The organism is Adlercreutzia faecimuris (assembly GCF_022669055.1).
Lineage (GTDB): Bacteria > Actinomycetota > Coriobacteriia > Coriobacteriales > Eggerthellaceae > Enterorhabdus > Enterorhabdus faecimuris.
In genome coordinates this window covers 197,459-209,826 of sequence record NZ_JAJMLW010000001.1, presented here as the reverse complement: position 1 = coordinate 209,826, position 12,368 = coordinate 197,459, and the positions used below count along the sequence as shown (strand labels likewise).

Sequence of the window (12,368 nt, the reverse complement as noted above, 5' to 3'; positions counted from 1 at the left end):
CCCGAGGGGCCGCCTGAGAAAGCGGCCCCTCCCTTTCCCGAACAGGAGCCCCCATGTTCCCACCCCCCATCCCCACCGCCGCACCCAGCAGCCCCGCACCCTCCGCAGCGCCCGAAAACGGCGCCCCCTCTGCTCCCGCGACGCGCTGCGGTGAGGCATTCGCGCTCTCCGCAGCGCGCAAGGCCACCGCCCTTTCGGCCCCCGCGGCCCTCGCAGCCGCCGCCCCCGTTTCTCTTGGGGCGAAAGAGAGCGCCGCTCCTTCGGTTTCGGCGGGGAGTCGCGACGGCGCCGTTCCCGCACCCTCCGAGACATTCGAAGGCGTCCCTCTGGCGCTCTTTCGAGTACGTGAGAACGCTATTCCCGCGGTTTCGTCTGCGTGCAAAGGCGTTGTTCCTCCGGCTCCGGCGGGGAGTCGCGATAGTGCGTCTGCGTGTTCCGCGGGCGGCGCGCCCGTGCTCCCTGAGGCGCGCGAGGACGGTGGCGCCGGTCGTGCGGGTTGGCGTGCGCGCGAGGCGAGCGCTCTGAAGGCTGTCTTCCTGCGGGCTGTCTTCCCACGGGCGGGTCGTGCCTGTGCGGCGGGGCAAAGTGTTTCACGTGAAACATTCCGTTTCTCGGGTCGCCCCTTCTTTTCGGCGCGCCTCCCGTCGCGTTTGCTGGCCGTCCTGGCGGCGATGGCGCTGGCGGTGACGTGCGTGGGATGCTCTGGTGCCAACGGGACGGCTGCGACGGTCAACGGGACGGCCATTCCCGAGCAGGCCGTGACCGACTACGTGCAGAGCCTGCGCGCAGCGCAGGGGCTTGAGGACGGTGCTGCGTGGAAGGCGTACCTGGAAGACAGCGGCCAGACATCGGAGGGCGTTCGCGACCAGGTGATCGACGTGCTGGTCTCGCGCGAGATCATGCGCCAGGGCGCCTCTGAGCTGGGCGTGCGCGTGACGGGCGAAGAGCTGGACGAGGCGGTGGCCGTGAAGCGCCGCACCTACGAGTCCGACGAGCAGTGGCGCGCGGCCCTGGCTGCCGCCGGCCTGGACGAGAAGTCCTTCCGCGAGGAGACCGAGCTGGACCTGCTCTCCGCCAAGGTGACGCAGGCTCTCGCCGAGGATCCCTCGCTCGCCTACGAGGCCACACGCGACACGGACGACAGCGCCTACGACAAGGTGGGCGACGCCGCGTCCGGCGCCGGCGATGCCGTGCAGGACGAGGCCGCCCTCGAGTCCGCGCGCACCCAGGCGGCACTCGCCTGGATTGCCGACCTGCGTGCCCGCGCCGACATCACCGTGAATCCCTTCCCCAACGGCCTGCCGTACTAGAGCAGGCCACCCGCCCGCCCCGCGCTCGCCTCACGACCGTCCACGCCCCCCCCCTGCCTCTCCCAGCCCGCGGCACCCGCCCCCGCCCACGGCGTGCGCCCCCGCCCCCCCTACGCTTGCCCACGGCCCGGCGCCCCCCGCTCGCCCCCCCCGCGCCTCCGGCGGGGCCCGCGGGGCGGGGCGGCTCCCCGCCGCTCCTCGCGCGGCCGCCGGGGGAGTGTTTCACGTGAAACATCCTCTTCGCGGTGGCCTGCGTGCGGGAAACCAGTAAACTGCTGCACAGCGACGGAGCGCGTGTTGCCTGCGGGCCGCGCGCGATTGCCCTCTGTGGGCGAGTGGGCGCGGCCGCGTAGCGGGTCCGCGTCGAGAAAGGAGGCCGCCATGGCCGATCGTGAGATCGAAAACGACTCCCAGGAAGTCCCCGAGATTCCCGAGATTCTCGAGAAGGTGCTGCTGTTCTCCCTCGATGAGGCGAAGGAGAAGATGTCCCAAGGCGCCGAGGTCATCCCGTTCACGGCCCTGGTGGTCAAGGACAACCTCTTCATCGAGTCGCATCCCGGCGAGACCGCCGAGGAGTGCTTCAACTTCGCCGAGCACACGGTGAAGGGCGCGCGTGGGGCCGACGCCTACGCGCTGTGCTACGACGGCTACATTGATACCGACGATGGGCAGAAGGACGCGCTCATCGCGGAGGGAGGCGTCCCGGGCGAGGACGAGGGCTTCGCCGTGGGCTTCCTCTACGCCATCGAGGGCGAGGAGCCGGTGTTTGAGGACGAGCCGGTGTTCATCGGCGCGGCTCCCAACTTCATGGGCTCCCTTAAGGATGCTTCCGAATATGGCGATGATGAGATCGACGAGAAGTACCTGGAAGACGCCCCCGAGGACGAACCGGAGCCCGAGGCGCTGTAGCCCCTGCTCGCCAGATACGCTCCCAGCACCCACGAAAACGTCGGCCCCGCGCCGGCGTTTTTTTGTGCCCAAGCGCGGGGAACGAATGTTTCACGTGAAACATCTCGGAAAGCACCGCAAGAACCCCCGCCCGCCGCCCCGGGTGCTCGACTCGACGGGCGACGACGACGGAGGCGACGACGGAGGACGGCCGTCGCGACGGGTGATGGAGGCGCCAGCCGGGAGCAGAGCGCAGCAGCGCCGGCGAAGGGCGGAGATACGGACGGACGGCCCGGCATCGCGAGTGGCGACGAAAGGGGCTGCCGCTGCGACGATACGGCGGCTCGCCACGACGAGGCGGCAACGGGAAAGGCTCCCGACCCGACGAGGCAGCGATGGGCCGTGCCGCCGTGCCGCCGCGACGGGAAGGCGCTCGACCCGACGGGGCAGCGACAGGGGGGGGTGCCGCCGCGACGGCAGGGCGATGACGGGGCGGACGCCCGACCCGACGAGGCGGCGTCGGCGGGGGACGCCTGCCGTGGCAGGGCGGGGCTCGCGGTGCGGCGGGCCGTGCGGTCGGGCCGGCGGGGTGGCGACGGGGGCGGGGGTGGGGGAGGAGTGGCGGCGCGAGGGGGCGACCGGACGTAGCGGGGCGGGACAGGGCAGCGGTTTCGCGCGGATGAGGACGAGGACGTCTCGCCGTCCTGGCGTCGGCGGGGGCGGTTAGGGTGGCAGGAGCCTCAGCGGATGGCGGCGGATCGACGGATGACGAAGGCAAATGACGGAGAGCCGGATCCTGACCGCCCCGCCAGAGGCGCAGCCCCCGCAGGGAGGCGGAGCCGGGCCTCGTGTCAGATGCTCCGTCTCCCGTCTGCTCGGGGGCTCCACGCAGACGCGCCCGCGGGCGCACGACGAGGCGCCGGCCCCGCGCGCGGCGCGGAAAGAGGCACGACATGGGCATCAACAACGTAATCATCAGCGGCAACCTGACGCGTGACGCAGAGCTGCGCGTCACCCAGAGCGACTGGAAGGTGCTCGGCTTCGGCGTGGCGGTCAACGACTACCGCCTGAGCCGCGAGACCGGCGACTGGGAGGAGTACCCCAACTTCGTCGACTGCATCCTGTTCGGAAACCGCGCGGCTGCGCTTCACCGGCACCTTCGCAAGGGCACGAAGGTATGTCTGAGGGGCCGTCTCCGCTGGAGCTCATGGGAGAAGGAAGGCGCGCGCCGCTCCAAGCTGGAAGTGGTAGTCGACGAGCTGGAGTTTCTCTCGCCCCGCCGCGACGACTTCGTTCCCGCCCCCGTATCCGCTTCTGTCCCCTCCGCTCCCGTCCCCGCGTCCGACCCTGCCCCTGCCCCCGATTCGGCTCCTCCCGCCCCAGCTCCCATCCCCGCTCCCGACGACGGCGCTCCTTGCGGCGAGCCTCCGTCGTCAGGCGTCTACGACGAGCGGATTCCCTTCTAGCATCCGCGTCCGGCGCTTCACAACGAGTCGGGCGCCTTTCCGCCCAGGAGGCGGGGAGGCGCCCGACCCGCGCTGATGGCACGGGGTATCGGCGACCCAATGCGGCCGAAGCCCGCGCCCCGCCTCCGTCCGCGCCGAGCCCCCCGGAGCCTGGCGTAGCGCCGCCCCTCCGCCCGTGTCCAGCCCGCCGGCCCCGCGCCCGCCGCCGGCACCTGGCGCAGCGCCGTCGGGGCCAGCTCCTGCCGCCAGTCCGGGCCGCCCCCTCGCCGTAGGCGCCGCCAGCCTCGGCCCCGCCCCCGTTCTCGCGTCCCAGCCCCGCCGCGCGTCCAGCCCGCCCGCGCCTCCGCCCCCCGCCCCGACCCTCCCCTCGTCGTCGCGGGTGGCAAATGTGGAGTTGGCGTGTCTTGTTTGGGGCACGTGACCGGGTTTGCTAGAATAGGCAGGCTATTTCCTGCCCCGGTCGTGCCTTCATCAGCCCGGGGCCGTACAGTCCAAAGGAGGTGAGCTGATGAAGGCTTACGAACTGCTGTTCATTGTCGCTCCCACTATCGACGAAGAGAATCGCGCTGGTGTCATGAAGCGCATCGAGACCGCCATCGCCGCTGGCGAGGGCAAGGTCGACAACGTCGAGGCGTGGGGCAAGCGCAAACTCGCTTATGAGATCAATGGTCTCACCGACGGTGATTACACCCTCATTGATTTCCACGCTGATCCCCAGTCCATCGCCGAGCTCGATCGCGTGCTGCGCATCACCGATGCCGTGGTGCGTCACATGATCGTCGCCCGCACCGACCGCGATTAGTAGTGAAATCAGGGTGGCGCCCCTGCGGCGCCCCCGGCTTGAGAAGAGGTGGAAATGAGCATCAACCGCGTTATCATCAGCGGCAACCTTACCCGCGATCCCGAGCTGCGCTCTACGGCCTCGGGTATGCCGGTGCTCGGCTTCGGCGTGGCGGTCAACGACCGCCGCAAGAACCAGCAGACCGGCGAGTGGGAGGACTACCCGAACTTCATCGACTGCACCATGTTCGGCACGCGCGCCCAGAGCCTCTCCCAGTACCTGAGCAAGGGCACCAAGGTGTCCATCGAGGGCAAGCTCCGCTGGAGCCAGTGGGAGCGCGACGGGCAGAAGCGCAGCAAGATCGAGGTGATCGTCGACGAGCTCGAGTTCATGTCGAGCCGCAACAGCGGTGCTCAGCAGTCCGGCGGCTACGACGCCCCGGCCTACTCGGCCCCGGCTCCGGCGTACAACGCGCCGGCGGCCCCGGTCATCGACGCCTCTTCTTCGGTCTATGACGAAGACATCCCGTTCTAAGCGAAACGAAAGAGGTTAATGCAATGGCCGATTATGCAAAGCAGCCTCGTCGCAAGTACTGCCAGTTCTGCAAGGACGACGTGGAGTACATCGACTACAAAGATACCCAGATGCTGCGCAAGTATGTTACCGACCGCGGTAAGATCAAGCCCCGCCGCGTGACGGGCGCCTGCACCCAGCACCAGCGTGATGTCGCGAACGCCGTGAAGCGTGCTCGCGAGATGGCCCTGATGCCGTATGCGGTTCCCGCTGTCAGCGGCCGTGGCGACCGCCGCAACCGCTAGGCTAGGAGGTCCCCATGAAAGTTATTCTTCTGAAGGAGCTCAAGGGCAAGGGCGGCGAAGGCGACGTCATCGACGTGGCCCGCGGCTTCGCCAACAACTACCTGCTCACCCAGGGCTATGCCGTTCTGGCCACTAAGGGCAATCTGAAGCAGCTGGAGCAGCGCAAGCACAACATCGCCAAGCGCGAGGAGACCCGCATCGCCAACGCCGAGGCGCTCAAGGCGAAGCTGGACGACCTGAAGGTCACCGTGGACGCCCAGGTGGGCGAGGAGGGGCAGCTGTTCGGCTCCGTCACCTCCGTCATGGTCGCCGACGCCATCCAGGCCGCCGTGGATGCCGAGATCGACAAGCGTCGCGTCGAGCTGGGCAAGCCGATCAAGGTTGCCGGCGTGCATCCTGTGACCGTCTCCCTCTACCGCGACATCAAGGCTACCGTTCAGGTGGTCGTGGGCCGCGAGGACGTGGAGGCCGAGGACGCCATCGACGCGCTGGAGGAGGCCATCGACATCGCCGAGTCTCCGGCGGACGAGATGGTGGAGATCGACGCCCAGGTGTCCGAGGACGGCACCGTCGAGGCTGAGGTCACCGAGGTCGAGGAGTAGCCGCTCGCCGCTCCCGCCAAGGCTCCGAAGAGCTTCAAGCGCCAAGCCCCTGACTTTCGAGTCAGGGGCTTTTTTTGTCAAAAAATGAAGAGCGTGAGGAAGAAATGTAAACGATCAGTTACATTCCGTGCCCGCCTTGCGGGCGCTTTGCCAAAAAAGTTGCCGGAGGGTATCAAAGCCATTACAATTACGCCGGTAACCAGGCTTTTTCGCCGTATTGACCGGCGCCGTCGGGCAAGCGGCGCGGTGGAAACGCAACTGAACAAAAGGGATCGAACATGAGCGAGCAGAAGTTCTCAGCCTCTTGTCATGTCCATAGCCAGCCGGCGCGTTCCGACGTGCCGGAAGCGGAGCGCACGCTTTCGGGCGGCGCCTCCCCGCATGCGTCCGAGCGCCTTGACGCTCGCGGTCGTTCGCGCGCCGCGGCGTCTCCTCGTATACGCGCGGGCGCGCGCGTGAGGGATCGCCGCTCCTTCCGGGAGCGTCCGTGGGTGAAGGCGGTGTCCGCGGCCATGGCGGTGCTGCTGGCCGTCACCGTGTTCGACACGACGGGGCTGGCTCCGCTCGTCCAGGACGCCGCAGCTGCGCCGTCTGCCCCGGCGGGCGCGCTGGCCCAGCCCGCTGCCACCGGCGAGGACGCCGGCGATGCGGCCACCCCCTCGGACGACTCCGCTGCCGACGCCGCCCCTGCCGGATCATCCGATCCCGCCAGCTCGGGCGACGAGTCCTCTTCCGACGCCGCGGGCGCTGCCCCGTCCGCCAGCGACGCCGCCGCGGACTCCGCCGAGCAGGACGTCGTGGACGAGGAGGTCGTCAAGGCGCTCATGCCGACCGGCCTGACGGCGGCGGATGAGGTTCTGCCCCAGGTCAAGGGCGGCACGGACGACGTGCTGCGCCGCCTGAGCCCCGCACTGACGCTCTACGGCGCGCCCCTCGCCTCCAACGGCGCGTTCCTCGTGAAGGGCCAGCGCCTCAAGGGCGCCTACGAGCTGGGCAACCTGTCGGCCCTGCTCGAGGGCGGCTACCTGGGCGGCAGCGAGGAGGGCGACGCCGTGGTGCTCACCTTCGACGTGCCGTACCTCTACGAGGCCGCCGACGGCAGCCTGCGCACGACGCTCTCCCAGGAGGAGTGGAAGGCCCGCCGCGGCATCACGCGCCCGGGCGCCCTCGATCGCGGCGGCCAGCGCGCGGCCCTGTTCGCCGAGGGCGAGCCGGAGGGCTGGTCGTTCTGGCAGCAGCACGGAGACGGCTACCTGCGTCTGAGCGCCGACGCGCTCAAGGAGGGCGTCTCGGGCCGCATCGTGGCGCGCTGGGACGGCAACGGCGGCAAGCTGGACGCGTCGACTCCCATTCCCAACCTGGAGTTTGGCCTGGTGGGTGTCGTAGACGCCTCGGCGCGCGCCACCGTCACCTACGGCTACGAGGCTCACAGCTTCACCCCGCGCGCCACGGAGGCCGACCCGGCTCCCGCCGTGCAGCGCGGCGACGCCCTGCGCAAGGCGGCGGGTTCGTTCACCCTGGTCAACGATGAGACCACGGCGAAGGCATCTCTTGAGGCCGAGCTGGCTTCCCAGCCGAAAATAGCTGACGGGGGGGGGTATCTCGCTAGCCTGATTCGCGTGTCCGTCCCTAAGGACGCGCCGACGGTTCGCACGGTGGCGGTGAGCGCCGCCTATCCTGCCGATAACGAGGGCCGCCACGGCGTGCCGCTGGACGCGCTCATGGCCTATCGCCTCGATGACCTGGGCGCTACCGTCGAGAACCGCGACGAGGCCGGCGCGGTGGACACCTCTGACGCGACGCGCACCGACGCGCGCTTCGTGGGCGTGCCGGGGAAGGGCGGCGCCGTCGTGCTCGACGTGACCGCGCTCACCGACGAGCAGCGTGCGACGCTCGACCCCGCCGACGCCGGCACCCTGGAGGCGCTGGGCGTGTCCCCGCTGCCCTACGCCGTGGCCGAGGACGGCCGCATCCAGGTGCTCCTGGAGGGGAGCGACGCGACGGTGGAGCCCGAGGGCCAGCGCGTCCTCTACGTAGCGGCTCCCTACGCGGAGGCCGCGCTCGACGCGTCGGCTGACGATCCCGCTGCGTTCGAGCCAGTGGAGGTCGTGGTGGATGCGCAGGTCACCGCCATTGCCAAGGGCTCGACGGTGGCCATCGCCCAGCACGCGGTGCTGAGCGCCGCCTTCCAGCGCGAGCCCCAGGCCCCTGCGGTCGATCCGGACGCCGCGACTGACAACCCGGAGCCGCCCGCGGCTGACGACCCCGCGTCCGACGATCCGGAGCCGCCCGCGGCCGCCGACCCGGCCCCCGCGCCCGACGGCGCCCCCGAGGCCGACCCGCTGCCCGAGCCCTCCGGCTACGAGGCCGACCTGCCCAGCGGCCCCATCGCGCGCACCAACCCCGGCATCATGCCGTCCCTGGCGCTCTACAGCACGCGCGCCCTGGGGGAGCTGAGCTCGAAGCTCTTCGACCCCAACCTGACGGCCAAGGCCGGCGGCGGCCAGGAGCTGGGCGGCAATACCTACATGGTGAAGGACGCCGACACCCCGTCCATCACCATGGACGGCAACTTCTCGCTCACGTCCGGCGGTTACCTGGGCACCTCGAGCGACAACAAGAAAGAGCAGGCGGATTCCGCCGTTCAGCTGCTCCTGGACATCCCCTTCCTCTACTACGACAGCAACGGCGTCATGCAGGAGACCTATGACCACGCTACGTGGAATGACGCCCAGGGCAAGAACGGCAACGAGGGGCAGCGCCTCACCGCGTCGCTGCCCTCGGACGTGTGGGACGAGTGGGAGGTCTACGACATCAACCGCGGCGACGTCAAGCTCACCCAGTCGTCGTATGCGTCCAACTACCCGCAGGGCCTCACCGGCAAGTTCCGCTTCGTCTACACCGGCAGCGATGGCAACTACCGCATGGAGAGGGGCTTCAAGCGCCTCTCGCTCAACGTCAAGTTCCAAGGCGCGGTGCCGGAGAACACGGGCGGCTCCATCCTCTACGGCGCCCAGTACAACTCCTATACCGACTCCAAGGGCAACACCACCACGTCCTCAGTGCCCGTCTACATAGGCACGGGCTCCGACTCCACGTCGGGCACCATGCGCACCGCCACGTTCATCAAGACCAACCTGGACTGGGAGTACGACATGAAGTGCGTGGGCACTCCCATCCTCTGGGATCGCTACAACTACATGGTGTACGAGGCCACGGTCAAGAACGTGTCCGAGAGCACTGACAGCCTCATCGACTACCTGTCGTTCTTCTTCAACTTCCCCAACTACGTCCAGGATGGTCAGGGCATGATCACCAAGGACGTGTGCGCGTGGTCCTACGACCCGGACACCGGCGCCACCACCAAGCTGGAGGGCGCGAGCATCTCCGACGGGCACACGCTCATCGGCAAGCCGGGGCAGGGCGGCATCCTCATCTACGACGTCACCGACAAGGACGAGGAGTACGCCGAGCTCGACCTGGACACGTTCTCCAACGCCGAGGAGCTGGGGCTTCAGCCCCTGTACTACTCGACGGGCGGTCAGGACGGCATGATGTCGCTCATCGTCCACGAGAACCAGATGGGCGGGCCCCTGCGCGCGCCCGGCCCCGACACGCCGGCCGATCAGGTGCACGACGAGAAGAAGCTCGTCATCGCCATGCCCTACACCACCAACTTCACGGCGGAGCTCGATCCCTCGGCGGAAGGCGGCAAGCGCTACCCGGCCGTGGAGATGAAGGCGTCGCCCACCGTGTGGTTCGGCGGCCGCGGTGAGAACAACGACTACGGCTGGACCAAGCAGACGGGCATCACCTCGGAGTTCAAGGCGGCCAAGTTGAACATGGAGGTGTCGAAGTACGTCATCGACCCTGCCACCAACCGCGCCACCATGACGGCGAGCGGCCCTCTGGGCTATCCGGTGAGCTACATTCTGGACGGCATGACCACCGCCGGCTCCAACGTGCCGCTGTACGGGCGCGACCTGCAGCTGGACGTGGACGAGTCCCAGCGCGTCGGCGCCGAGCTGCGCGACACGCTCCCCGACGGCTTCGAGCTCCAGTCGCTCGTGTTCACCGTCAACCAGTCAGACGAGAGCGATCCGGCCGTCGGCCCCCAGCTGACCGACTGGTACTACGCCAACGCCGCCCAGATGGTGCAGGTGGAGGTGGCAGACGCCTCCGGTGCCACCTCGTGGGTGAACGTGGGCACGCCGCAGCAGACGGCCAGCACCCCCACGAGCGTCACCTATCGTCTGGGCATCAGCGACGCCGAGGCCGACAAGGTGCCGGGCACGGGCATCGCGGAGATCCTGGAGGCCCAGGGCATCGCCGCCATCCCGCAGAAGCAGTACGCCCCCGGCCAGCAGCCCTCGCGCACGTTCACCGGGCAGTTCCGCGTGCTGTTCAAGAGCCCGCTTCCTAAGAACGTCGCCGTCGCCAGCAGCGTGAAGGTGACGGGCACCATGCACAAGTCCAACCAGAACTACGTCAACGACGCCTCCATCCTCTACGGCCAGAAGCGCTGGCTGGCCGCGCCGAAGGAGGCCTACGAGAGCCTGCCTTTGACCTCCAACGACGCGAGCGCCACCTTCAAGCCCATCAGCACCTCGCCGAAGGTGGTCGCCGGCGCCTACAGCACCTACGGCGGCGATGTGACCGGCGGCGTGTACGAGAAGAAGACCAAGGAGGCGCTCGTGCGCGAGCCGGATGCCGGCTGGCGCTTCCATGTGTCCAACTCCGCCGTCTCCAAGATGGAGCCGGCCAAGCTGACCATAACGGGCCTCTGCTCGCAGGACACGCTCACGGGCAAGCGCGACGACTTCACCGCGAAGAAGGTGGTGCTGAGCAAGGACCTGCTGGCCAATGCCGAGATCAGCGAGGTTAAGATCACGTACTACCCGCGCGAGAACGTGGGCGGGTCGTGGCAGATAGGCGCCCTGCCCCAGACGGTGACGCTCACGGGCGACCAGGTGAAGGCCCTCGTGGACAACAACCCCACCATCACCGTGGACGGCGTGGCGCAGCCCAACCCCGACTACGAGCATGCCGTCATCCCCCTGAGCCGCTGGGCCAACGGCTACCTCTCGCAGGTCGAGGTGGTCATGGACTCCTTCGAGGGCAGCGCGCCCGGCGCGGGCGAGGACGCCTTCGTCGACATCAACGGCACGCCCACGCGCGTGCAGGACATCCCTGTGACGGCGGTGTTCGCTACCGACTACCACGTGCCGAACCCGGTCAACCAGTCCTACACCGACACGGCCACGCTGCGCAGCATGTACGTGCCCATCAAGCCGCGCATCACGCCGAGCTTCGGTTGGAACGACGGCACGGCCGACCATTGGGACAGCGCGAGCGCGCCGGAGAAGGTGCCCTACCGCTGGGGCGATGGCGACGGCGAGGAGGCGTGGTACTCCTACACGCTGGAGAACGACTCCGACTACCTCATGCGCGACTACAACCTGGACATGGTGGTGAACGACCTGGCCGAGACCGCCGATCCGGATAACGGCAACCAGACGGTCGTGCGCGGCTTCGTTCCTGAGGAGCTGCGGCTGGCCGGATTCCACCGCGGGGTGGTGGACGCCGCGACGGGCGAGGAGGGCTGGCTTCAGCAAGGCGAGGGCAGCGTGGAGTACATCGAGGTGTTCGGCCTCTCCGACACGCTCCAGTTCGATCCTGCCAAGGACGAGGGCCTCGTGCCCCTCAAGCGCTGGTCGATGGCGGAGCTGGAGCCCTATCTGGAAGATGCGGGCGACGGCACCTCCACCCTCAAGCTGCCCTTGGACGAGGGGCTGGACGGCCAGACGGTGAAGTCGGTGCGCATCCACTTCGGCGCCGTGCGCAAGCGCGCCCTGGCTTCCAACGGCACGGCGGTGCGGGCCCTCATCCTGGGCCGCGCCGACACCCACGGCACCAACCTCGACGAGCGCGTGAGCACCGATTGCGCCGCCTACCCCACCACGGCCGAGTACGGAACGGGGTCGGAGGTGCGCCCCAAGGCCCACAAGGTCATGGTCATCAAGCCCTTCGCCGCCACCGTGGAGGCCTACGCCCACAAGCCGGTGGGGGTGCGTCCCAACGAGGCCAACGCCGTCGATCAGGCCGCGCCGCTTGAGGTGGCCAACTACTCCGAGGACGTGGGCTACCGCTTCGTGGTGGCCAACCGCCAGCAGGCGCGGTCGGACAAGTCCATGGTCACCCTGGACATCGAGAGCCTGAGCGGCCTGCTGCCCGCGCCGGTGAGCCGCGTGATGGGCTACAAGACGCGCACGCTCACCTTCACCGAGGGGCTGTTCTCCCTGGGAACCGTGGCCCAGGCCGACGGCTCCGAGGCCTCGGCGCTCAAGGAGATGCGCTTCTTCTTCCGTCCGGCCTCCGGCACGGCGAACATGGGCACGGCGGTGGACGTGACGCTCACGGCGGCCGAGCTCAAGGCGCTGCTGGATGCGAGCGCCACCCCAGGCTCGTTCACCATCGACCTGGCCACGGGCGCGTTCGCCGCC

Annotated in this window: 8 protein-coding genes (1 of these 8 cut by a window edge); all 8 read left to right on the top strand. The window is 68.9% G+C overall.

Annotated elements, in window-relative coordinates; translation table 11 throughout:
- The first annotated feature begins 53 nt into the window (after positions 1–53).
- A complete protein-coding gene (locus LPT13_RS11635) occupies positions 54–1,310 on the top strand; it encodes a SurA N-terminal domain-containing protein (RefSeq protein ID WP_277926793.1) in 1,257 nt (418 codons plus the stop codon).
- Between the two features lie 381 nt (positions 1,311–1,691).
- Positions 1,692–2,219: a hypothetical protein gene (locus LPT13_RS00715; protein ID WP_160710574.1), complete on the top strand. Its 528-nt coding sequence runs from the start codon at positions 1,692–1,694 to the stop codon at positions 2,217–2,219.
- A gap of 932 nt (positions 2,220–3,151) precedes the next feature.
- Entirely contained in the window at positions 3,152–3,664 is a 513-nt protein-coding gene (locus LPT13_RS00710) for a single-stranded DNA-binding protein (protein ID WP_242162530.1), read from the top strand.
- 508 nt (positions 3,665–4,172) lie between these two features.
- Positions 4,173–4,466: a 30S ribosomal protein S6 gene (gene rpsF, locus LPT13_RS00705; RefSeq protein ID WP_160710664.1), complete on the top strand. Its 294-nt coding sequence runs from the start codon at positions 4,173–4,175 to the stop codon at positions 4,464–4,466.
- A 54-nt stretch (positions 4,467–4,520) separates the two neighbouring features.
- Complete coding sequence (locus LPT13_RS00700; protein ID WP_242162528.1) at positions 4,521–4,979, top strand: single-stranded DNA-binding protein; 459 nt, start codon at positions 4,521–4,523, stop codon at positions 4,977–4,979.
- Between the two features lie 23 nt (positions 4,980–5,002).
- On the top strand, positions 5,003–5,263 hold the full coding sequence (gene rpsR / locus LPT13_RS00695) for a 30S ribosomal protein S18 (RefSeq protein WP_160710535.1): 261 nt from the start codon (positions 5,003–5,005) through the stop codon (positions 5,261–5,263).
- Positions 5,264–5,277: 14 nt separating this feature from the next.
- Positions 5,278–5,865 (top strand): 50S ribosomal protein L9, encoded by a 588-nt coding sequence (gene rplI / locus LPT13_RS00690; protein ID WP_242162526.1) that lies wholly within the window; start codon positions 5,278–5,280, stop codon positions 5,863–5,865.
- Between the two features lie 491 nt (positions 5,866–6,356).
- A protein-coding gene (locus LPT13_RS00685; RefSeq protein ID WP_242162524.1) for an SdrD B-like domain-containing protein crosses the window boundary here: on the top strand, positions 6,357–12,368 show its beginning. 22,644 nt of this gene lie beyond the right edge of the window; only the first 6,012 of its 28,656 coding nucleotides appear in the window; it begins with the start codon at positions 6,357–6,359; the stop codon falls past the right edge of the window.